At 60.0% G+C, this 23,058-nt stretch carries 18 protein-coding genes; 5 read left to right on the top strand and 13 right to left on the bottom strand.

Going from position 1 to position 23,058, the window contains the following annotated elements:
* Positions 1 to 25: 25 nt before the first annotated feature.
* The 4 genes from VGC33_RS03255 to VGC33_RS03240 all read right to left on the bottom strand — a co-directional run bounded on the left by VGC33_RS03255 (position 26) and on the right by VGC33_RS03240 (position 4,431).
* Positions 26 to 934 carry a dihydrodipicolinate synthase family protein gene (locus tag VGC33_RS03255; protein WP_331118980.1) on the bottom strand — a complete coding sequence of 303 codons (909 nt, stop codon included), beginning with the start codon at positions 932 to 934 and terminating at the stop codon, positions 26 to 28.
* Between the two features lie 24 nt (positions 935 to 958).
* Complete coding sequence (locus VGC33_RS03250; protein ID WP_331118978.1) at positions 959 to 2,020, bottom strand: proline racemase family protein; 1,062 nt, start codon at positions 2,018 to 2,020, stop codon at positions 959 to 961.
* On the bottom strand, positions 2,010 to 3,125 hold the full coding sequence (locus VGC33_RS03245; RefSeq protein ID WP_331118976.1) for a mandelate racemase/muconate lactonizing enzyme family protein: 1,116 nt from the start codon (positions 3,123 to 3,125) through the stop codon (positions 2,010 to 2,012). The genes VGC33_RS03250 and VGC33_RS03245 overlap by 11 nt, the downstream gene beginning before the upstream one ends.
* An 85-nt stretch (positions 3,126 to 3,210) precedes the next feature.
* A complete protein-coding gene (locus VGC33_RS03240) occupies positions 3,211 to 4,431 on the bottom strand; it encodes a D-arabinono-1,4-lactone oxidase (RefSeq protein ID WP_331118974.1) in 1,221 nt (406 codons plus the stop codon).
* 141 nt (positions 4,432 to 4,572) lie between these two features.
* On the opposite strand from VGC33_RS03240, the gene VGC33_RS03235 reads away from it, so the two are divergent.
* From VGC33_RS03235 to VGC33_RS03220, 4 genes are all read left to right on the top strand, one after another.
* Complete coding sequence (locus VGC33_RS03235; protein ID WP_331118972.1) at positions 4,573 to 5,511, top strand: amino acid ABC transporter permease; 939 nt, start codon at positions 4,573 to 4,575, stop codon at positions 5,509 to 5,511.
* 2 nt (positions 5,512 to 5,513) lie between these two features.
* Entirely contained in the window at positions 5,514 to 6,305 is a 792-nt protein-coding gene (locus tag VGC33_RS03230) for an amino acid ABC transporter ATP-binding protein (protein WP_331118970.1), read from the top strand.
* A gap of 20 nt (positions 6,306 to 6,325) precedes the next feature.
* Complete coding sequence (locus VGC33_RS03225; protein ID WP_331118968.1) at positions 6,326 to 7,798, top strand: aldehyde dehydrogenase; 1,473 nt, start codon at positions 6,326 to 6,328, stop codon at positions 7,796 to 7,798.
* A 121-nt stretch (positions 7,799 to 7,919) separates the two neighbouring features.
* Positions 7,920 to 9,497, top strand: a complete 1,578-nt coding sequence (locus VGC33_RS03220; RefSeq protein WP_331118966.1) for an aldehyde dehydrogenase (NADP(+)) — start codon at positions 7,920 to 7,922, stop codon at positions 9,495 to 9,497.
* A gap of 168 nt (positions 9,498 to 9,665) precedes the next feature.
* Here VGC33_RS03220 and VGC33_RS03215 read toward each other — a convergent pair whose 3' ends face one another.
* From VGC33_RS03215 to VGC33_RS03185, 7 genes are all read right to left on the bottom strand, one after another.
* Positions 9,666 to 10,712, bottom strand: coding sequence for a proline racemase family protein (locus VGC33_RS03215; protein ID WP_331118964.1), 1,047 nt, complete (start codon positions 10,710 to 10,712; stop codon positions 9,666 to 9,668).
* Complete coding sequence (locus VGC33_RS03210) at positions 10,709 to 11,764, bottom strand: proline racemase family protein (RefSeq protein WP_331118962.1); 1,056 nt, start codon at positions 11,762 to 11,764, stop codon at positions 10,709 to 10,711. The genes VGC33_RS03215 and VGC33_RS03210 overlap by 4 nt, the downstream gene beginning before the upstream one ends.
* Positions 11,765 to 11,824: 60 nt before the next feature.
* A complete protein-coding gene (locus VGC33_RS03205; RefSeq protein WP_331118960.1) occupies positions 11,825 to 12,745 on the bottom strand; it encodes a transporter substrate-binding domain-containing protein in 921 nt (306 codons plus the stop codon).
* 227 nt (positions 12,746 to 12,972) lie between these two features.
* Complete coding sequence (katG, locus tag VGC33_RS03200; RefSeq protein ID WP_331118958.1) at positions 12,973 to 15,183, bottom strand: catalase/peroxidase HPI; 2,211 nt, start codon at positions 15,181 to 15,183, stop codon at positions 12,973 to 12,975.
* Positions 15,184 to 15,443: 260 nt separating this feature from the next.
* The gene (gene treY, locus VGC33_RS03195; RefSeq protein ID WP_331118956.1) at positions 15,444 to 17,978 is read right to left on the bottom strand and encodes a malto-oligosyltrehalose synthase; all 2,535 of its coding nucleotides are present in this window, start codon (positions 17,976 to 17,978) and stop codon (positions 15,444 to 15,446) included.
* Positions 17,975 to 19,762, bottom strand: a complete 1,788-nt coding sequence (treZ, locus tag VGC33_RS03190) for a malto-oligosyltrehalose trehalohydrolase (protein ID WP_331118954.1) — start codon at positions 19,760 to 19,762, stop codon at positions 17,975 to 17,977. Before treZ ends, treY begins: the two co-directional genes overlap by 4 nt.
* A 171-nt stretch (positions 19,763 to 19,933) precedes the next feature.
* On the bottom strand, positions 19,934 to 20,686 hold the full coding sequence (locus tag VGC33_RS03185; RefSeq protein ID WP_331118952.1) for a sulfite exporter TauE/SafE family protein: 753 nt from the start codon (positions 20,684 to 20,686) through the stop codon (positions 19,934 to 19,936).
* Between the two features lie 421 nt (positions 20,687 to 21,107).
* Between VGC33_RS03185 and VGC33_RS03180 the strand changes: the two genes are divergently transcribed.
* A complete protein-coding gene (locus VGC33_RS03180) occupies positions 21,108 to 21,416 on the top strand; it encodes a hypothetical protein (protein ID WP_331119084.1) in 309 nt (102 codons plus the stop codon).
* On the opposite strand, the gene VGC33_RS03175 is transcribed toward VGC33_RS03180, so the two are convergent.
* Both VGC33_RS03175 and VGC33_RS03170 read right to left on the bottom strand, forming a co-directional pair.
* Positions 21,352 to 21,615: a helix-turn-helix domain-containing protein gene (locus VGC33_RS03175; RefSeq protein ID WP_331118950.1), complete on the bottom strand. Its 264-nt coding sequence runs from the start codon at positions 21,613 to 21,615 to the stop codon at positions 21,352 to 21,354. The two genes, VGC33_RS03180 and VGC33_RS03175, sit on opposite strands and share 65 nt — an antisense overlap.
* A 186-nt stretch (positions 21,616 to 21,801) precedes the next feature.
* The gene (locus tag VGC33_RS03170; protein WP_331118948.1) at positions 21,802 to 22,653 is read right to left on the bottom strand and encodes a PA4780 family RIO1-like protein kinase; all 852 of its coding nucleotides are present in this window, start codon (positions 22,651 to 22,653) and stop codon (positions 21,802 to 21,804) included.
* Positions 22,654 to 23,058 lie beyond the last annotated feature (405 nt).

Here is a 23,058-nt window from a genome sequence, read left to right as displayed (position 1 = left end):
TAACGGGGTTGCCGGCACCGTTGGGTTACCGGCGCGCCGCGCCGGTCAGCAATGCCGGGTCAATGGCGGCGATGGCCTGCCTGAGCGCCTCTTTCTGAGCGGCGGAATAAGGCGGGATCGGCGCGCGCACCGGCCCGACGCCCAGGCCAAGCATTTCACAGGCGGCCTTGATGCCGCTGTTGTAGCGACCCGAACCCAGCAGGCGGATTAGCGGATAAACCTGCCGCCAGAGATCCGCAACCGTCTGGTCGTCGCCGCTTTCGCTCGCGCGCTGCAGTTTCGCCAGCGCCGGCGCCATAAAGTTACCGGTGCCCATGACCATGCCGGGGGCTTTCAGCACCAGCGCGGGCAGCATCAGCACGTCTTCGCCGTTGAAAAAAGTGATTTCATCGGCGTGATCCATCAGCAGCGCGCTCATCTGCATGATGTTGGCCGACGAATCCTTGACGTATTTTACCTGCGGGATCTCCCTGGCAAGCTTCAGCAGGAATTCCACGTCGAGGTGCAGCCCGGTGGCCGGGGGAAAGTTGTAAGCGCAAATGGGCAGACTGGTGGCCGCGGCGACATCGGCGTAATACGCGAACGCCTCATCAAAACCGATGGGCTCATAGTACGGGGTCGCCAGCATGATCGCGTCGGCGCCCACGCTTTCGGCGTGCCTGGAAAGCGCAATGGCCTCCCTGGACGAAGTCGCGCCGGTATGGGCCAGTACCGTAGCCCTTCCAGCCGCCTGCTCGGCCACGATCTCGACCAAGCGTAATCGCTCCTGGTGGGAAAGAACGGAAAACTCGCCGGTGCCGCCGGCGGGAACAAAACCATCGACGCCGTCGGCGATATTTTGGTCTACAAGCTTGCGTAAAGCCGCTTCATCGATACGTTCACCATCAGCGGTGAATGGCGTAACGATAGCGGAAAGTACTCCCTTAAGGGTCATGGGCCGTGCCTCCATTGATAACAGTCAGAGTGGTGGGAAACCATCGGCGAGCTCGTCTTGCGAGTCCGCCGCGATAGTCAGAAAGCCGTTGATATAGGCACGCCCGGTCAGCGCCGGGGTGACAAAGGTACGCCCGCCGGCGCTGCGCACCCGCGCGGCCGTTACCGTAAAAGTGGAGCCGATAATGCTTTCGGTGGTAACGGTTTCCTGTGGCCGGACGTTGCCCTCGGTGACCAGTTTGGCGAACAGCGCGCTGGTGCCGGTGCCGCAGGGCGACCGGTCGATGACCCCCGGCGGCGCCACCACCACGATTTTCGCCCGCAGGGGTTGCGTGGGTTCGTAGTGGTAAAACAAGACCTGATAGACATCCAGCGCCGCGCCGGTAAGAGGGTCGGTTACGCCTTCGCGGGTATAGGTTTCACGCATTAGCCGGGCCAGCCGGACGATTTCGCTGGCGTTGTCGCGCAAAAGCGCTAAGCCGATGCGCCCGGCGTCCACCGAAATGTAATAATCGCCGCCATATAGCAGTTCAACCGGCACCCGATGGCCTTCCAGCAGGCATTCGCCGCCTCCGACCACAAAAGATTCCACATTGGTAAGCGTGACGCTGGTGAATTTTTCGCCCTCGCGTTTGGCCGTCACGCCAACCGGACCCGCCGGCGTGCGGATGCGAAATGACGTGCTGCCGGCGCTGTCGCGCCACAGATTGGGCAGGAGATCAAGCTCGACTATCACCGAGGCGAAGCCAATCATGCAGTGTCCGCACATCGGCGGATAGGAACCGGGTTCAAGGATCACCGCCCCGATATCGCAGCCGTCTTCCTGCGACATGATCGGCACCACCGCGCAGGTCAGCCCGCCGCCGCGCGGCTCATGCACTAAACGACGGCGCCAGTGGTCGGCCCGATCGCGCAGCCACCGCCGCGCGCTGTCAACGGTTGCCGCCTGCGCGGGCAAATCAATACCCGACAGCACGATGCGCGTCGGATTGCCGCCGGTGTGTGAATCCACCGCGAAGATGACCTGCCGCTCGCGGCGGTTGAGCCAATCAACGACGCTTGGCGGCAGGGCGTGGTTATCGGCCATGGTGTTCCACCCGGAACAGCGCCGCGCCTAATGACCGGGCATCAACGGTGATGCCAAGACCGGGCGCGGTGGGCGCTTTGCCCCGTCCCCGCAGGGAACGCGGGGCATAACCGGCGACATGCTCAAGCGTCCAGTCGTTGAAAAACGAGGCATGCATCAGCGCATCCGCGCGGGTGCTGGCGGCAACGTGCGCCACCGCCGCGGTCGTGACATCACCGCCCCACACATCCTCGATACAGACGGTCATGCCTAAATCCAGCGCCTGGTCGCGCATGCGCACCGCGCCGGTGATGCCGCCCAGCCGCGCCAGTTTGATATTGACCGAGACCGCGCCCGCGTCGTATTTCGCCCGGTACAGTTCCGCGGCGTTGATGACCGACTCGTCCATTACCAGCGGCAACGAACTCATGCGCTGCACCAGCGCGCAATCGGCGGTATCGCGGCAGGGCTGCTCGACAAAAATATTCAGGCCCGCCAGTTCCCGCACCGCGATTGTCGCCGACTGCAGGTTCCAGCCGCCGTTGGCGTCGGCCACAATCGTCACATCGTTGCGGCAGGCTTCCACGACGCTGCGGGTCCGCGCGGCGTCATCGAACGGATCGTTGCCCACTTTCAGTTGAAAGCGGCTGATGCCCGCCTCCCCGCGCATGCGCACAAAGGCGGCCATGTCGCCGGGGGAGGACAGCGGCACGGCTTCGTATAAAGGAAAATCCGCCTGGGTCACCCCGCCCAATAACGTGGCGATCGGCAGGTTGGCCGCTTTGCCCAGCACATCCCAACAGGCGATGTCGATGGCGCTTTTGGCGCTGTTTTGCCCCAGCAGACAAGCATTCATGCGCTGATGGACCAGCGCCAGGTTGGTCGGATCCAGTCCCAGCAGCGAGGGCGCCATAACGCGAATCCCCGCGCGCGTCCCTTCGGCAAAATCCGGCAGATAGGTGCCGCCGAGGGTGCAGCTTTCCCCCCATCCTTCCAGCCCCTCATCGGTCACGATGCGCACCAGCGTGGATGCCTGGCGCTGAGCGGCGCGGCCTTGAGACATGACATATTCGCCATGGGCGTAGGTAAGTTCATAGCCATAAACTTCAATTGCCGCGATCTTCATGGTGGTCTCGCCTGTAGTGATTGGTTATGGGTAATATATTACATTCAACATTAAGCCTGTCAATGCGCTTTTTTAATTCCCGGCGTCAGGCAAATAGCGCGGCAAAATGCGGGTTCAAAAAAAGATCGCGCGGATCCATCTGCCGGCGGATTTGCATAAAACGAGAGTAATCGGGGTAAAGTTCGCTTACCCGCGGGCGATCGAGAAAGTGCAGCTTGCCCCAGTGCGGTCGGGCCGATAGCGGACGTAACGCCCGATCCACCGCCCGCAGGAAGGGTAAATAATTGCGGCCGATGGCGCCGGAAACGGAAATGGAGGTGCTGTCGCGGCCGCTCTGCGGCGAAAGATAGCCGCTATCGGCTTTCTGCCAGCGCACCTGCAGCGGCGAGATTTCCTCGGGAAATCCGGTGCGCATCAGATATTGCATACGCTCGACCGCCTCGCGCGCGTCGGCGGCGTCCACCATGTACTCCAGTTCATGGAATTCAGCGTCGGTGGTGCCGTCGGGATAGATCCGATACGCCCGGTCCGTGCGCCGGTTAACCCCGCCCTGCGGGATGTCGGCTTCATCGGCGGGCGCTTCTTGCAGCAGTTTGACGAAACAATGATCGGCGGGCACCTCTCCCAGCTTGTACATCTGGGCGGAATGCGCCGTGGGCATCCACCAGAAAGAGAAATGCCGATACGCGCCGAGCAGGTAATCCCACTGGCGCAGTACCTCCGACATCGGCAGGATGATATTTTCCTCTTTCAGCCGGTAGGCGGGGACCAGTTGTAAGCCGACGCGCACCACCGGACCGAGCAAACCGAGCGCAACCTGGCCGGCGCGCAGGTAATCGGCGGTGTCGCCGTCGATATCCACCACCTCGCCGAGTCCATTGACGATACGCAGGCTGGTCACTCTTGATGATAGCGAACCGAACGCGGTACCCGATCCTTTGGTGCCGGTGGCGATGGCGCCGGCAATGGATTGCACGTCGATATCGCCCTGGTTTTCAATCGACAATCCCGCCGACCACAGCGGTTCGCCAAGGGCGGCAATGGTGGACCCCGCCGCGACCTGCGCCCGTTGATTCACCTTATCGATGGCAATGACGCCGCTCAGCGCGCCGAGATCCAGCAAGAGGCCGTCGGTGCGAACCACGGGCGTAAAAGAGTGGCCGCCGCCGGCTACCCGCACCGATCGTCCCTGGCTCACCGCTTCGCGAATGACGGCAATCGCCTCCTCTTCGCTTGCCGGGCGGAAAAATTTTTCCGCGGTGAAGGTTTGATTACCACCCCAGTTGGTCCATTCGAATTTAGACATTGCCCTTACTCCCATTTTTACGCGATTGAACTTGACGGATAAAAACTAAACTAACATTATGTAAACGGCTACCGGTTATCGATTACCGTAAAGTCTCACATACATCCATAGCGAGTTTCAAGTATGTTTAGGGGAACGAAAGTGACACAGACACAATTGTTAAATCGACAGGTAGTGAGAGACATCGGAGAACATGAAAGCATGCCCGTGGTGCCGCTGAAATATCATGGGCGCTGGATTGCCGCGGGGCTGCTTATTATCGTGGCGGCGGGGTTGATCGTTTCGCTGATAACCAATCCCCGCTATCAATGGCAGGTCGTTTCACGATACCTTTTCGACGCTTCGATTCTCTCCGGCCTGATGGCAACCGTCTGGCTGACGCTCGCCGCCATGAGCATCGGCATGGTCCTGGGCACCCTGCTCGCCCTGATGCGCATGTCAAAAAACCCTGTGCTCAACAGTATCTCCTTTATCTATTTATGGATGTTTCGCGGCACGCCGCTGCTGGTGCAATTGATTTTCTGGTACAACCTTTCCGCGCTTTATCCGGAGATTACCCTCGGTTTTCCGTTTGGTCCCAATTTTGGCACTTTCGACGCCAACCAGTACATTACGGTCTACGCCGCGGCGCTGCTGGGCCTAGGCCTTAATGAAGGGGCATATATGTCCGAAATCGTGCGCGCGGGCTTGAATTCAGTGCCTGGCGGACAGCGGGAAGCGGCGGAAGCGCTGGGCATGTCGAGCGTTCGCGTGATGGTGAAAATCATCCTGCCGCAGGCGATGCGAATTATCATACCACCGACCGGCAACCAGCTTATCGGCATGCTCAAGACGACGTCCCTGGTCAGCGTTATCGCCCTGCAGGAATTGCTCTACTCCGCGCAGCTTATCTATACCGCGAACTTCCAGACCATCCCGCTGCTGATTGTCGCCTCGCTGTGGTATCTGGTGCTCACCTCCGTTCTTTGCGTGCTGCAGCACTATACCGAGAAACATTTTTCCAAAAGCGATCATCATTCCTTTGCCGTGCCAGCGCCGGCGGACGAAAAAATCGACGCTCACACCGTAAGGAACGCCTGACCATGCCTCTTTCCCCATCTTACCCGCACGGCCACCACTATGCGGTGGTGGCGCGGGGCGTCGAGAAATCCTTTGGCCACCTGCCGGTGCTCAAGGGCATTGATCTTACCGTCGAGTACGGCAACGTATGCTGCATCCTCGGGCCTTCGGGATCGGGTAAAAGTACATTTTTACGCTGCATGAATCATCTTGAGCGTATTGAAAGAGGGTTATTGCAGGTAGGCGGCGAAACGGTCGGCTATCGCGAACACAACGGCAAGCTTTATGAAATGAAGAAGTCGGAAGTGGCGCGGCAACGGGCCGATATCGGCATGGTTTTCCAGAGCTTCAATTTATTTCCCCATATGACGGTGATGGAAAACATTATCGAGGCGCCGATGCACGTCAAAAAAGTGCGCAAATCGCATGCCATCGAGCAGGCGATGGTGATGCTGTCCAAGGTGGGACTGACCGGAAAGGCCAATGCCTATCCACGCACGCTTTCCGGCGGCCAGCAGCAGCGCGTCGCCATTGCCCGCGCGCTGGCGATGAAACCCAAGCTGATGCTGTTTGACGAGCCGACCAGCGCGCTCGATCCCGAACTGGTCGGCGAAGTGCTTAGCGTAATGCGCGAACTGGCCGATGAGGGCATGACCATGATCGTCGTGACCCATGAACTGGGCTTCGCCCGCGAAGTTTCCGACCAGGTGGTCTTTATGGACAACGGCGTGGTGGTGGAGCAAGGCAACCCGACGGAATTCTTCAGCCATACCAAAAATGAACGCGCCAAAGCCTTTCTTAGCAAAGTGCTATAACATTACTTTTTGGAGTGCATATGATTGCTTTACCCGAGACTGTACAGACCCGCGCTTTTATCAACGGCAACTATGTCGACGCGGAAAACCGGCAGGTTTTTGATAACTTCAATCCCGCGACCGGAAAACTGCTCAACCAGATCGCCGCCTGCTCCGCCGCCGACGTTGACAAAGCGGTAAAGGCCGCCCGCGCCGCGTTCGAGGCTGGCGAATGGAGCCGCATGGAGCCGCGTGAGCGGAAGCGCATTCTGCACACCTTTGCCAATCTCATCGAACAACACGCCGCCGAACTGGCCCTGCTGGACTCGCTGGATGCCGGCAAGCCGTTGGCGGATTGCGAAAATTTCGACCTGCCCGATGTGGTCAACAATATCCGCTGGTATGCCGAAGCCATCGATAAGGTCTTCGGTAAAATATCACCCACCGGCGCGGGCAATCTTGGCCTGATCGTTCGTGAACCGGTGGGCGTGGTCGGCATGGTGCTGCCGTGGAACTTCCCGGCGGCCACCCTGTCATGGAAAATCTCGCCGGCGCTGGCGGCGGGCAACTCGCTGGTTATCAAGCCGGCGGAGCTGGCTTCGCTGTCGACACTACGTATCGCGGGCCTGGCGCAGGAAGCGGGCATCCCCGCCGGCGTGTTCAACGTGGTGCCCGGTTTGGGCCATATAGCCGGTAAAGCCTTGGGGCTGCATAACGATGTCGATGCGCTCACCTTCACCGGCTCAACGGAAATCGGCCGTCAGTTTCTGCGCTACTCCGCCGACAGCAACCTGAAGAAAGTGGTGCTGGAATGCGGCGGCAAAAGTCCGCAGATCGTCATGGCGGATATGGCGGAGAACCTGGACGCCATCGCTGAAAACCTGGCCAACGCGGCATTTTGGAATATGGGGCAAAACTGCACCTGCGGTTCGCGCATCCTGGTGCACTCCGCCATTAAAGAACCCTTTATGCAAGCCTTTATCCGGGCCGCGCAGGTCTGGAAAACCGGCGAACCCACCGAACGCGCCACCAAACTGGGGCCGCTTATCGAGCCTGACGCCCTGGCGCGGGTGCTGAGCGCCATCGCGCAGGCCAAACAGCAAGGCGCCACCGTGGTGCACGGCGGCAACCAGGTGCGCCAGGACAGCGGCGGCTGGTTTGTCGAAGCCACGATTATCGATGGCGTCACGCCGGACATGGCCTTGGCCCGCGACGAAATTTTCGGCCCGGTGGTGGCAATCGTCACCTTCGACAGCGAGGAACAGGCGGTAAAAATAGCCAACGACTCCGCTTATGGCCTGGCGGCCACGGTGTTTTCCAATGACATCAATGTCGCCGTGCGCATGGCGCGTCAAATCCAGGCCGGCACCGTGGCGGTTAACGGTTACGGCGAAGGTGATATCACCACGCCGTTCGGCGGCTACAAAACCTCGGGTTTCGGCGGTTATGACAAAGGATTCGAAGCCTTTGATCAGTACACCCAAATGAAAACCATCTGGATATCGCTGACCTGAAGCCGAACGGCGAACATCCGCGGCCTGGCCGCGGCATGTTTGGCATAAACCGCTTTGGTCGCCATGAATACCCGCGCCGTCCATTGTCGTCATTTTTTCAACAGGTTATCAAGGTTCCGCTATGCAAATTCTGGGTGAAAACTTTATTCACGGTGAACGCAGCCGGCAAAACAGCGTTACGCTTACCAGCTATGATGCGTTTACCGGCGAGGCGCTGCCCTATACCTTTTATCAGGCCACGGAGCAGGAAGCCGTCCAGGCTTGCCTGGCCGCGGAGCAGGCTTTTGCGGCCTATCACGGCGCATCCGCGCAGGCCCGCGCCCTGTTCCTCGATACCATCGCCGATGAACTGGACGCGCTGGGCGATGAGTTTATCCATCTGACGATGCGCGAAACGGCGCTGCCCGAAGGCCGCATCCGTGGCGAGCGCGCCCGTACCAGCGGGCAAATGCGGCTATTTGCCGGCGTGCTGCGGCGCGGGGATTGTTTTGGCGCCCGCATCGATAGCGCGCAGCCGGATCGCGCCCCGCTGCCGCGCCCCGACCTGCGGCAAATAAAACGGGGCATCGGGCCGGTGGCGGTATTCGGCGCCAGCAATTTCCCCCTGGCCTTCTCCACCGCCGGCGGCGATACCGCCGCCGCCCTGGCGGCGGGCTGTCCGGTGGTCATGAAAGCGCACAATGGCCATATGGCCACCGCCGATTGCGTGGCAAGCGCCATCGTGCGCGCCGCGCGGCATACCGGCATGCCCGCCGGCGTGTTCAATATGATTTATGGCGGCGACATCGGACAGGTCCTGGTACGGCATCCGGCCATTCAGGCGGTGGGGTTTACCGGTTCGTTGAAAGGCGGTCGCGCGCTGTATGATATGGCCGCCGCGCGCCCCGATCCCATCCCGGTGTTTGCCGAAATGAGCAGCATTAATCCGATTATCCTGCTGCCCGGCGCGCTGGCGGTGCGCGGGGAAAAAATCGCCCGTGAGCTGACGGATTCGGTCATCGCCGGCTGCGGGCAATTCTGCACCAATCCGGGAATGATAATCGGCATAACGTCGCCCGACTTCAGCGCCTTTTTGCAGATGATGCGGCAAAATATCCGCCGTAGCCGGCCGCAAACCATGCTCAATCGCGGGGTGCTCGCCAGCTATGAACAGGGGCTGGCGCAATTGCATCGGCATGAGGGCATCACCCATCTCGCCGGCGAGCCGCAGCGGGGCGGGCAGGCGGTTCCCCAACTGTTCCAGGCGCAATCGGACCTGTTGACCACCGGCGATCCGCTGCTGCAGGAGGAGATTTTCGGGCCGGTCACCATCGCCGTCGCCGTGGCGGATCGGGCCGGGCTGGCGCGGGCCCTGGCGGGACTCAGGGGGCAGTTGACCGCGACGCTGATGGCGGAAACGGAAGATTTGCACCGTTTTGCCCCGCTGGTGCCCTTATTGGAACGCAAAGCCGGCCGCCTGCTGTTAAACGGTTATCCCACCGGCGTCGAGGTCTGTGACGCCATGGTGCACGGCGGTCCCTGGCCGGCGACCTCCGACGCGCGCGGCACCTCGGTGGGCACGCTGGCGATCGAGCGTTTCCTGCGCCCGGTCTGCTATCAGGATTATCCGCAGGCACTTCTGCCCGACGCGCTTAAAAACGACAATCCGCTGAACCTCTCGCGCCTGGTCAACGGCGTGTATACCCGCGAGAAAATCTGAGTTTACGCCGTGGGTTAACGAAGAAAGGCAGGACTTATCACGCTGCCGCGACCGGCGCCCCGGAAGGCTGATGACTTCCGGGGCGCTTTTCATTGATAACCCATGGGCGGTAGGCGAAGCGGGAATGGGCGCGGTTGCCGTGCGGGCACGCGCCGCCGTTCCCCGACCCTAGGCGGATCGGTTTACCGGCGGTTGCGCGTCGCTGCCGTAGCCGACGCCGAACCCCTCGGCAAAAGGGTCCTGGGGATCGAGCAGAAAGGTCGATTGCGCAATGATATGGGCGCGGCCGCGTATTTTCGGGATGATGGCCTCGACACGGTTATCGAGCGTGACGATATCCGCTATCGTGCCTTCGAACACCGAACCGATGATGCTTTCGTGCAGGAACCGGTCGCCTAGCGCCTGCCGGCGGCGATAAAACCGCTGGGCCATGCGCGCCGAGGTGCCGGTGCCGCCCGGCGAGCGGTCTACGCCGGCTTCGCCGAAGAACACCAGATTACGATAGCTGCCGGCGCTGTTTTGCTCTTCGGTAAAGATCACCATCGGTACGTGGAAAGCCTTACCGGTGGCGGGATCGGTGAGGCGCAGATCGCGGTTGACGCTATCGCGGATGGCGCGTCCCGCGCTCACCAGCTGTTCCGCAAACTCCGGCCGCACTTCCAGGGCCAAGGCCGACGCGGGAACCAGCGCGTAGTAGTTTCCGCCGAAGACGATATCCACGGTGACGGGGCCGTGCGCCGGCAAGCTTACCCTCTGGTCCGGCGCCACCATGTAAGAGGCGACGTTTTGGATCGTGACGCCTTGCACCACGCCGTCGACGACCTCGACTTCCGCGGTGACCAGGCCCGCGGGCGTATCGAATGAGATACGGGTCAGGGGTTCGGTCACCTTCACATAGCCGTTTTCCACCATCACCGTTGCGGCGCCGATGGTTCCCGCGCCGCACATCAACGGCCATCCGCCGGTTTCGATAAAGACTATCCCGATGTCGGCCCGCGGATCGCAGGGCTGCATCAGGATGCTGCCGCACATTTCCGAACTTCCCCGCGGTTCATACATCAGCAGTTTCCTGATCTCATCGCGATGTTTCATCAGGTAGGCGCGCTTTTCACTGATACGCGCGCCGGGAACGGGCGCGACCCCGCCCACCACCACCCGCGCCGGCGCGCCGGCGCTGTGGGCATCAATCACGGAATACTGGACGACTGACTTCATACGCGATCCTTACCGGCTGAAAAAGCGGGACGCTTGGCATCCGCCGCATAACCGACCCCAAACCCCTCTTGAAACGGATCTTGCGGATCGACAAAAAAGTTGCGCAGGCCGATAACAAAAGCCCGGCCTGTGATAAGCGGGGTCACCATTTCGTTTCCAGCCACGTTTTGCACGCCGGTCAGCTTGCCTTCGAAACAGGATCCGATAATGCTCTCATGGAAAAAAGGTTCATCCAATGCCAATGCCCCGCGCGCGTAAAGCTGCGCCATGCGTGCCGACGTCCCCGTTCCCCCGGGGGAACGATCGACGCCGGCCTCGCCAAACAAAACCAGGTTTCGGTGGGTGCCCGGACGCGAGCCGGGTCCCGTGAAAATCACGTTCGGGATAGGCGTCGCCGTCGCTTCCAGCGGGTGCCTGACGCTGAGGGTGGCGTTGGTGATGTCCCGCACCTGCCGCCCAATAGACACCAGGCGTTCGGCAAAAGCCGGCGTCACCGCCAGACCAAACCGCTCGGCGGGCACTATCACGTAAAAATTGCCGCCATAGGCAACGTCCACCACGACCGTGCCATGCCCCGGCAAATCGATGCTATGGTCCTTGATCGCGAGGTATGACGGTACATTCGCGAGCGAGACGCCCTGGACACTGCCGTCTTTTATCTCGATATGCGCCGTCACCAGGCCGGCGGGGGTGTCGAATACGATCGACGTCCGCGGAGCGGTCGCTTTGAACATGCCGGTCTCTATCAGCGCCGTCGCCGCGCCGATGGTGCCGGCGCCGCACATGGTCAGCCAGCCGCCGCTTTCGATGAAAACAATACCGACGTCGGCACGCGGATCGCAGGGCGCCATGATCAGGCTCCCGCTCATCTGGGAACCGCCGCGGGGTTCGTACATTAAAAGCTTACGCACATGATCGAAGTTCGCGGCCAGGTACATCCGCTTTTCATTTATGGTGTCGCCCTTGGCTTGCGGAACGCCGCCCATCACCACACGCGCTTGCGCGCCGGCGGAATGCAGATCAACAACAGAAAAGTGAGATCTCGATTGCATCAGGTCTCCCGGTGGATAAAATTGCCGATAAAATATAGCGATCGGAGGGTTTGCTACCGCCTACTCTACTTTGTAATCCGGCAGGGCATCGCCTCGCTTATAGATGGTCGGATTATTGATCATGCCGTAGTCCGTTCCCCACCGCTTATGAATTTCCGCATACTTTCCCGACGTTATCAGGTGTACATAGGCGGCCTGCAGGGCTTTAAGCAGCCCATCGCTCGACGCATTGCGCGCGACGGCCGTTGCGCAAGGCCCGCCGCCGACATGGCCGGTGGGCACAAAGGGTTGTCCCGAGGCAACCAGGGTCAGCCCGACTTCACGACCGGTCAGCACCGCCTCCACGCGTTTGCTCGACAGCGCGAGCACGGCATCCGCCATTTGCGGGAAGACGCTGACCTGCGGCGCGGGCTTGCCTTCGCTCGCGCAGCGCGCCTTGCCCGCTTCCATGGTGGGAACGCCGGAGGACCCGCCGAGGATCGCTATCTTGTGCCCGCAAACGTCCGCGATGCCTTCAGGCATATATTTGCTGCCCTTATTCACCACAAACGCATCGAAATTACTCCACTCCGTGACAAAATCAGCTACCTCGACACGGTCTTTGCGCACGAAAAATTCGCCCATGCCGATATCGTATTTCTGCGCCTGCAGCCCCAGCAGAATGGCGGGGAAATCCATGCCCTGGATTTCAGCCTTGAGTCCCATCGTCTGGGCGACCGCGGTCACCATCTCCGGGATCATGCCGACATTCTTTCCATTGACAGTAAAAGAAAAAGGCTGATATTTAGTCATGGTGGCGACGCGAAGCACCCCGCGTTTTTTTATCGCGTCGGGCACCAGCGCGGCGATCTCGGGCACAGCCTCAACGCGGCCCACCTCGCCTGTGGGCATGTTGTTAGCGGGCGCCGCGTAGGGGGCGGCGGCACACATCATCAACGCGGAGCCCATTAACGCCAGGCAGGCATTTTTTCGAAAGCGCATGACCTTTCTCCTTTATAAGTTGTTATCTGTAAGGTGTTATATATTACCGGTTGACGATAGCATGTTACGCTATTGTGTCAATACCTTTTCCCCATTTCCATGATCCGCGCGGCACTCCCTCATCGCCGGCCGGGTCGGCGGCGCTGAAATGAAAAAAAGCCCGCTGCAGGGAACTGAAGCGGGCTTTTTACCTGTGGATGTCAGTGTTTCAAACCGGTCGGCACCGTTCAGCTGGCGAATCGGTCAAGATTCATTACCTTCGTCCAGGCCGCGACGAAGTCTGTGACGAATTTTTCTTTGGCGTCACTGCTGGCGTAAACCTCCGCCGTGGCACGCAGTACGGCATTTGAACCAAACACCAGATCGGCGCGCGTGGCGATAAATTTGACCTCGCCGCTGGCGCGATCGCGTCCTTCGAATCGTTCTCCTGAAGAATCGGCGGCTTTCCATTCAGTGCCCATATCGAGCAGGTTTACAAAGAAGTCGGTATTAAGTTCACCCGGCTTGTCCGTGAAAACGCCCAGTTGACTGCCATCGTAGTTTGCTCCAATCCCCCGCAGCCCGCCGATGAGCACCGTTAACTCCGGTACGGTGAGCGTAAGCTGCTGTGCTTTGTCGATCAGGAGATTTTCCGTCGAGGTATTGGCGCTAACATCGCGATAGTTCCGGAAACCATCCGCTCTGGGTTTCAGCAATTCGAATAATTCGACATCAGTCTGATCCTGACGGGCATCCACCCGGCCCGCGGTGAAAGGCACGTCAATCTCAACGTTAACCGCTTTCGCCGCCTGCTCGACGCCAACCACGCCAGCTAGGACGATCACATCCGCCAGGGAAGCTTTCTGTGCTGACTGTTGAAGAGATTCAAGCGTCGGCAGCACGCGGGCGGCAATGGCGTTAACCTGCCATTCTCTTTGCGGCGCCAGCGCCAGCCGCGCGCCGTTTGCGCCGCCCCGTTTGTCGCCGCCGCGGAAGGTTGAAGCCGAAGCCCAGGCCACCGAGACCAGTTCTCCGGCGGTCAGGCCGCAGGCGGCAATTTTTTCTTTCAGCAGCGCGATATCGTCGGCGGTGGGGTGATACACCGGCTGCGGCAGCGGGTCTTGCCAGATTAAATCTTCTTTTGGCACCTCCGGCCCAATATAGCGCGCTTTCGGCCCCATATCCCTGTGGGTCAGTTTGTACCAGGCGCGTGCGAAGGCTTCGTTAAAGGCCTGTGGGTCGCCATGGAAACGGCGTGATATCTTCTCAAACTCCGGATCGAAACGAAGCGTCAGATCGGTGACCAGCATGGTGGGTTTATGTTTTTTCGCGGCATCGAACGCATCGGGAACACTGTCCGGCGCGTTGACCGCTTCAAACTGGATGGCGCCCGCGGGACTGCGGGTCTGCGCCCACTCGAATTTAAACAGATTTTCGAAGAAGTTATGGCTCCACTGCGTTGGCGTCTGAGACCAGGTGACTTCCAGGCCGGAAGTGATGGCGTCAGCCCCGGCGCCGGTGCCATGACTGCTTGCCCAGCCCAGGCCCTGCGCTTCAATCGGCGCGGTTTCAGGGTCAACGCCAACATGGCTGGCGGGACCCGCGCCATGCGTTTTGCCCAGCGTATGGCCGCCGGCGATTAACGCAACGATCTCTTCATCGTTCATTCCCATATTGCCGAAGGTGGCGCGGATGGCCGGGGCGGCCGAGGCGGGGTCGCCACTGTGGTTCGGGCCTTCGGGATTAACGTAGATAAGCCCCATTTCCGTTGCGCCCAACGGCGATTGCGCCAGCGATTCAGGATGGCGGTGTTCAAGCCAGGTGGTCTCGCCGCCCCAGTTCACGTCCAGATCGGGTTCCCATACGTCTTCGCGCCCGGCGCCAAAACCAAAGGTACGGAAACCGGAGTTTTCCAGGGCGACGTTGCCCGCCAGGATATAGAGGTCGGCCCAGGAAATCTTCTGGCCGTATTTTTGCTTCACCGGCCACAGCAAACGGCGCGCCTTGTCGAGGCTCACATTATCCGGCCAGGAGTTCAACGGTGCGAAGCGCTGCTGGCCGCGACCCGAACCACCGCGGCCGTCGACGGCGCGATAGGTCCCCGCGCTGTGCCACGCCAAACGGATAAAAAGACCGATATAACTGCCCCAGTCGGCGGGCCACCAGGGTTGCGAATCCGTCAACAACGCCTTGAGGTCGGCCTTGAGCGCGGAATAGTCTAATGTGGCGAATTCCTGGCGATAATCAAAGGATTCGCCCAGCGGGTTGGAGCGGGCCGAATGCTGATTGAGAAGGTCGACCCTGAGCTGGTTGGGCCACCAGTCCCGATTACTTGTCCCACCGCCGGATGTCTGGTTAACGTTTCCCTCATGGAATGGACATTTACCGGCGGATGCTTCTCTTTCTGCTTCGACAATTGGCTTTGCATCATTTGCTTCTTCATCAATAGAATTGCTCATGGCCATACTCCTTTTATGAATTCTCATTGCCACTCTATACGCGGACTTAACCCAGTCACATCTGAATCGCCCTATGTATTTGATAGACCTTGCCATGGGATTTCAGCCTTCATCCACGGGATCTGATAATGAAAGCATTCTCTCCCTGAGGTTATAGTGCCAGTTAATGACCAAAGTATTCCCTGTCTGAGACGCAAAATAAGCAAAACCTGCTTAAGATCAAACCGCCAGGCGCCGGGCCGGTCATGTTTTACCGAAAATCAAGCGCCCAACAGGATGACCGGCGAACAGCCCTCGACGGATGCCAGCCTGATCCGGTCGGTTATGAACATGGACTCATCGCTGAAAATACTGCGGTAGCGCCGGTTGGCGAGCCGCTCGGGAAGCCCGATTTCAGTATCCGGCCACAGTGCCGGCCGCAACGGGGCCGGGCTGTCGTGCAGCGCGCCGAACACCAGGCGAGGCGCGATGACGATAAGCGCCTCCCCGCGCTGCGCGCGGGCGAAAGCCAGTACGTTTGCCGCCCGCGCGCCGGAGGCGGCGAGCGGCAGGTAGTCGCCGTGGCGAAACAGCGCCGGCATCGCCTGGCGCAAACGCAGCAGCCTGGCGATGGCATGCTGCTTCAGCCGGCCGCTGCGCCAATCCTCTTCCCGGATGGCGCCCGGCTGGTCAAGCTGGTCCAGCAGCCGTTCAAGCGCGGCGAAATCCGGCTCGCGGCGGTTATCGGGATCGGCCAGGCTTAAATCCAGCGCCTCGCCGCCCTGGTAGATATCCGGTATGCCCGGCGCCGTCAGCTTGACGATGGCCTGGGTGAGGCTGTTGACCAAACCGGCGCGGACAAAGGGCTGCAGCGCGACGGAAAAATCCAGCAAAAAGGGCTGATTGTCAGGCGAGAGCAGATGGCGCGCATAATCGAGCACCGCCGTTTCATAGGTATCGTTGCTGTCGATCCAGTCGGTGCGCAGCTTCGCTTCCCGCAGCGCTTTTTCCACATAAGCCTGGAAACGCGCGTCGAGCGCCTTCAGGGCGGTCCGGTCCTGCGGCCGCAGCGTCGCCGGCCACACGCCGGCCAGCGCCTGGTAAAGCATCCATTGCACGGCCGGTTCCGGCGCCGGGCCTTTGGGGAGTGCTACGACATTGGCCTGGTTTATCCGGCGCCAGCGGGCGACGCATTCGGCCCAGAGACGCGGCGCTTCGGTAAGCGCATACAGCCGCGCGCGGGCATCCTCGCCGCGCTTGGTATCATGGGTCGAGGTGCCCGACAGCGCGTCCGGCTGCCGCTCGAGCCGGGTTTTCATGTTCGCGTGGAAGCTGTCGAGCGAGAAGGCGCTCGGCACCGGTTCGGCGCCGACTTCGTTCAGCGCCAGCGCCATGTGCTGGCGAAAAAACAAGGTGTCTTCAACCGATTTCGCCATCAGCGGGCCGGTAAGCTGCTGGAAGCGGGTGCGAAAATCGGCGGCCTCGCCGACCGCGGCCGCGCAGACCCGGCCCCTGAGGATGCGGACAAGGAAATCGAGCGCCGCGGGGTCGGGGGCGTTGGCGCCGGTCGCCACCTGGGCGGCCACCTTTTGCAGCATGGCATCGTCGCGCGGCGGCAGCCCTTGCGCCGTGCCGTAGGTGCGGTAAACCGGAAAAGCCACCAGCAGCTCGCGCAGGGCCGGCCGCGCGGTTTTTTCATCCAGCCGCGCGTCCTCCGTTCCGGCAATCGCCAAGGCGAGTTGCAGCAGCCGGGTGAATTCACCGGCGAAATTACGGTCCACCATCAGCAGCTTGGCCGCCCGCAGTTCGGCTTTCATGTCCACCGGCCTGCCCACGACATCTTCATAGGCCTGGCGCAGGGCGCCTAACCGGCCGCCATCCGTCAGCGCCTCGCTTAGCGTCGCCACGAATTCGTAGCCGGTGGTGCCGGAAACCGGCCAGTCCGCCGGCAGATGCTCGCCCTCGGCAAGAATTTTTTCGACCGTGATATAGCAGTCCGGCCCGGTTTCGCGGCGCAGCAGCTCCAGATAGCCTTTCGGGTCGGCCAGCCCGTCCACATGGTCCACCCGCAGTCCGTCGACCGCGCCGGAATGGACCAGTTCGAGGATAAGCCGGTGGGTATCGTCGAAGACCGCCTTATCCTCCACCCGCACGCCGGCGAGTCCGGTTATCTCAAAAAAACGCCGGTAGGAAAGCTCGCGCGGCGCATCCCGCCAGGACATCAGCCGATAGGGCTGGCTGTCGTGCAGCTCGGCGATGCGCGCCTTATCGGCCAGGCTCAGGATCTCGGCCTCGCGCCCCTGCCAGGTTTCGGGGGCCAGGGGGTAGTAAGTTTGATAATAATCGAACGCGGGCCTGCCGGTTTTCGGGTCGGGGCGCACGGCAAGCTCGCCGTTTTCCAGTACCGCCTCGAAGGTATCGCCAAGAAACGGCAAGGTCAGGCGCTCAGACCAGTTGATATCGAAATGCCGGGCGTAGCGGCTGTGTACGCCATGCTCGACGACATCGCGCCACCAGGGATTTTCAAGCGAGGCGGCCATGTGATTGGGCACGATATCGATGATAAGTCCCAGACCGGCGCCCCGCAACGCCGTCACCATGCGCTCGAAGCCGGCGCGGCCGCCGATCGCAGGCTCGATTTGGTTGGCGTCGGTGATATCGTAGCCGTGGGTCGAGCCGGATGTCGCGCTGAAAATCGGCGAGGCATAAAGATGGCTGACGCCGAGCCGCTTCAAATAAGGCACCAGGCCGGCGGCGCGGTCGAAGGTCATGCCGTTGCGAAACTGGATCCGGTAGGTGGCGATCGGGGTTTTCACGTTGCTGCTCCCAAGACAAGGCGGACGATAATGGCATTGCGCGGCAGGTCCTTTGCGACCTGCGGCCAGGCGAAGATCGTTTCGCCGGGCTGGTCGGGCAGCGGTCGCGGCGCTTCGCCGATATTGAGCGCCATCGACAGCGTGCCGCGCGGGAAAGTCCAGGTGACGGCGATGAAGCCCGGCGCCGTGCTCACCACCCTGCCCGCGCCTCCGCCGGCCGTGGCAAGCAACGGCACGATGTGTTTACGGCGCAGCGCCAGCAGCCCGCCGGTCAGCGCCAGCCACTCCTTGCCAACCTCGCCGCCCGGCTTCTTCCAGTCAAGCCTGGATCTCTCGAAGGTGCTCACGGCGTTGGGATCGGGCACGCTTTCGCCCTCATGGCCGACATGGCCCGCGAATTCCCTCGCGCGGCCCTCGCGGACGGCCCTGGCGAGCTGGCCGTGGAAATCGGTGAAAAACAAGAAAGGATGGGTCTCGCCATATTCCTCGCCCATGAACAACAGCGGAATATGCGGCGATAACAGCAGCGTGGCGAGCAGGACCTTGGCGCGCCCGGCGCCGGCCAGTTCAATCAGCCTTTCGCCCTGGGCGCGGTTGCCAACCTGATCGTGGTTCTGAATAAAATCCACAAAAGCGACCGGCGGCTGCGCCGTGCTCTTCACGCCGCGCTTTTCGCCGCTCTGCGGCGAAACCTCGCCCTGGTAGGCGAAACCTTCCGCCAGAACCCGGGCCAGGTGTTTTTCCGGCTCCCGGGCAAAATCCTGGTAATAAGCGTGCGTCTCGCCGGTGGCGAAGACATGGGCGGCATTATGGAAGTCATCGTTCCATTCGCCGGTGAACAGCGGCACGGCGCCGTCTTCCCCGCGTGGATGCAGGCAGATGACGTTGCGGCTGTCCTCGGTGGTCAAATGGATCGGCCGATCGGTTATTTCGGCGCGGATGCGCTCGGCTATCTCTATCAGCAGGTGCTTATCGGAAACATCCACGATATGGTCGACCGCGTCGAAGCGCAGGCCGTCAAGATGGTATTCCTTGAGCCAATACAGCGGCGCCTCCAGGATATACCGGCGGACCGCGTCGACATCATAGGCGATGCCGGCGCCCCAGGGCGTCTTACGTTCAGGGTGGAAGAAATCCGGCGCCAGCAGCGGCAGGTAATTGCCCTCCGGGCCGAAGTGATTGAGCACGATATCGAGCACCACCGACAGGCCATGGCCGTGGGCGGCATCGACGAAAGCCTTGACATCGTCCGGCGCGCCATAGGCGGAATGCGGCGCGTACAGCAGCACGCCGTCATATCCCCAGCCACGCTTGCCGCCGAACTGCGCCAGCGGCATAAGCTCTATCATGGTGATGCCCAGTCCGGCGAGATAAGGCAGTTTTTCAATCGCCGCCCGGAACGTGCCTTGCGGCGTGAATGTGCCGACATGCATCTCGTAGACCACCGTTTCTTCCCACGGACGGCCTTTCCATTGCGTGTGTTGCCAGTGGTAGCGCCTCGGATCGATGACCAGCGAAGGACCGTTGACCTCCCCCTTCTGGGCCCGGGAGGCCGGATCCGGCACCACCGTGCCGTCGGCGAGGACAAAATTATATTCAGATCCGGGAGACACGCCGCTTGCCAGCAGTTCAAACCAGCCGTCCCCGCGCCGGTTCATCTCGCTATCTTCGCCCGATAGCCTGAGCCTGACCCGGTCCTGGCCGGTCGCCCAAAGGCGAAAGCGAACCGCCCCGTCGGCCGCGTATTCGGCACCCCAGCTTTTACAAAATGATGTTGACTCCATACGATGGCCTCGTTTAATCCGGCAGTGGGCAATGCACGACATCGCGCGGTCATCGAGGCGTCTCAACACCGTCCGATTATCCCGGCCGCAGGCGGCATATGAAGAATAATCATAGACTATGAAGCGGAAATTGACGGGTCGCGCTCGCTGGAGCGCGTTTTTTTGTGACCCCTAGGCCAGCAGCATTGTCGCCGCCACCCCGAACAATACCAGGCAAAATGCCAGCTTCAGCCAGGAGACGGGCAAGCTGTGCGCCAGGGCCACCCCCCAGGACACGCTCACTATCCCGCCCAAGGCCAAGGGTAAACCAATACTCCAATCCACATGCCCGGCCTGGGCATAAGAAAACAGCGCGGCCAGTGCGCCCGGCACCACCAGCGCCAGGGCTATCCCCTGCGCCTGCGTTTGGGTGAACCCAAACAGCGCGACCAGCGCCGGCACCACCACCAACCCGCCCCCCACGGTAAAGATACCGGACATAAACCCGCTCGCCACGCCCAATACCGGCAGATATTTTGCCGACAACCGGGCGGAGGCGGCAATCGGCCGGTTGCGGCTGATAAACCACTGCCGGAGGTAATAGACCGCCAGCGCCAGCAGAAATGCGCCGAAGGCTGTTTGCAGATTCTCCCCCTTTATCGCCGTCGCCGCCTGTGCGGCGAACCAGGCGGAAACGGTGGCGAACAGGCACAGCATCAGCGTCTGCCGGAGATCGATTTTGTTGCGCTGCCGGTAACGCAGAAAACCGATCATCACATTGGGTGTCACCATAATCAGGGCCGTGCCTTGCGCCAGGTGCTGATCCATGCCGAAAAACAGGCCCAGCACCGGAATGGCTATCAATCCGCCGCCGATGCCCAGCATCCCTCCGCAGATGCCCAAACCCACGCCCAGAACAAGACAGGTCACAATCTCGGAAATCATTATCTCTACTTAAGCCGGAGGATACCGCTCGCCAGTATACCATGCCGCCAATCTGCAATGACCCCGGGTTAATGTCTTTATTCTCTCTTTAGGACTTGAATTGAATAATAATTTTATTATTATAATATAAGTATTTTCTCAATATATATTTATTGCTATGAATGTTGAAAGTGGCAATTGCGTATCGTCATTTTGAGATGTAGCTTGTAAACATGTTAATAATTAATTCACCAGCCAAAAAGTGATACATAAGGAGGTCTGACGCGATAATCCAGCGAAGTGGATCTCTGTTAATAACTTAACAATTTTTATTTGATGAGAGATTAATAATTCACATTATTTTGTGTAGCCCCTATTTTGTCTGAATATCATGCCATCGAGCCAATATATTCAACACACAGCTCATTATTAGGTAAATAATATGATAAAAACCACGCTTATACCTCTTTTTGTCATTTTTACCATGCTGACTTCCGGCTGCGCCTACATTGATAGCCGGCCTGGCGATAAGCCCTCGGCGACGTCGCCAACGTTAGTCAGTCCTCCGGGGCAGAAGCAATTTTGGAATAGCGCCAAGTTATTTGGCCCCGTCCCGGCGATATATCAAGACGAAGGCAATAAAGAATGCGCGGCACAAAAAAACGGTAAGGCAACAGGCTACCATCCTAACCCAAAAGATTATTATGGTAATTATTTTGGCAAAAGGGGCTACCTCTGCGCCTTTTATTAAATTCATGCTTATCGCCGGGTAATTCACGGCTGAACCCTGAGGCGCTTTCGTAACCTACCCTAAATGCAATCGAAGCGGCACGGCGCGGGTCGAACAGTAGCAACCAGCGCGCTTTAAGCCGGCACAGGCGCTTCTGGTATTGAATCGGCGTCATGGCGGTGATTAATTTGAAATGACGATAAAAAGCCGCGACGCTCATATTATATTAAGCCATGGCCGCAAGCTGCAAAGGTGGAGTACCAACTTGCGCCGCCCGGCAGTTCGTTTATCATGCCGCTTGAACAACGCATGCAATGGGCGCGCGCGCTAACAGGGCGGAGCTGCCGTGATAAATACCCTCGACGGATCGGTGCATCGTTTGCGGCCGGCATCCCTTCACCTGGCGTTAAAGATCGCGATCCTTCTGTGCCCGCTGGCGATCGTAGAATTCATATTCGGCGGCGATGATTTCATCGAGCAGCGAATCCACGTCGGCTTTATGCGTATCTTCGGCAAAGGTGCCGGTCAGCTGGGTTTCCGGGGTCAATTTGCCTTCCTCGAACAGCGCCCAGATTTCTTTTGCATAACGGGTTTGCAGCAACTGCGGCGCGAAGCGGCCGTAGTATTCCGTCATATTGTTCACATCGCGCGCGAACATGGATTCGGCAAGGTTGTTCGCCGCGGCATCGACGGCCTGGGGCAAGTCGATAATCACCGGCCCTTCGGCATCCATCAGCACGTTGAATTCCGAAAGATCCCCATGCACGATGCCCACGCACAGCATGCGCACGATATTGCGGATCATGGTGTCGAAATCGGCTATCGCTTGCGCCTCGGTCAGGACCACATCGCTCAGGCGCGGCGCGACCACGCCGTCGGCGTCGGTAATCAACTCCATCAGCAGCACGCCGTCCAGGCAAATATACGGCTGCGGCACACGCACGCCGGCATTCGCCAGGCGGAACAGCGCGTTGACTTCCGCCGTCTGCCAGGACTCTTCCTGCTGCTGGCGTCCGAACCTGGAGCCTTTTTGCATCGCCCGCGCGTTGCGGCTGTTGCGGACCTTGCGTCCTTCCTGATACTGCACGGCCTGCTTGAAGCTACGCTGCGTGGCCTCTTTGTAAACCTTGGCGCAACGCGTCTCTTCACCGCATAACACGGTGTAAACGTCGGCTTCTTTACCGCTTCTCAATCGACGGACCACGTCGTCTATCAGCCCGTCATCCACCAGCGGTTGGATTCTGTTTGGAATTTTCATGCAGCCTTGTACCCTATTTCAGCGCGTGAGGGAATGACCTGCGCAAAATTCTTGCGAGACAAGATCTTTCTTGCGGCACCGATCAGTGGCATTGTCCATTATCTCGCTTAAGACCCGATTGCCGCTATTATGCCACACTATTTATTGATGCTGGCCGTTAGATGGCAAGAAACGGCGTGTTTTGCCATTATGCGGGGTTTTCAATTGCTGCCGGGGCGGGGGATAAAAAGACGGGATGAGGAACAAGATTAGCGGGCCTGACCACGCTGAATTTTGTCATCTATTTGGCAAAACGGACTTTTTTATCAAAAAATATAATGCGCTAAGGGTTCGGATAGCAGGCCGGCGCGGATAGCCGGCTCGCCGCTGCCCCAAGACATTTTCGCGGCCGCCAACGCCTGGGGC

The organism is Acerihabitans sp. (assembly GCF_036398755.1).
Classification (GTDB): domain Bacteria; phylum Pseudomonadota; class Gammaproteobacteria; order Enterobacterales; family Enterobacteriaceae; genus Acerihabitans.
Note: the sequence above shows the minus strand (reverse complement) of the source record. Positions and strands in the feature narration are given on the sequence as shown.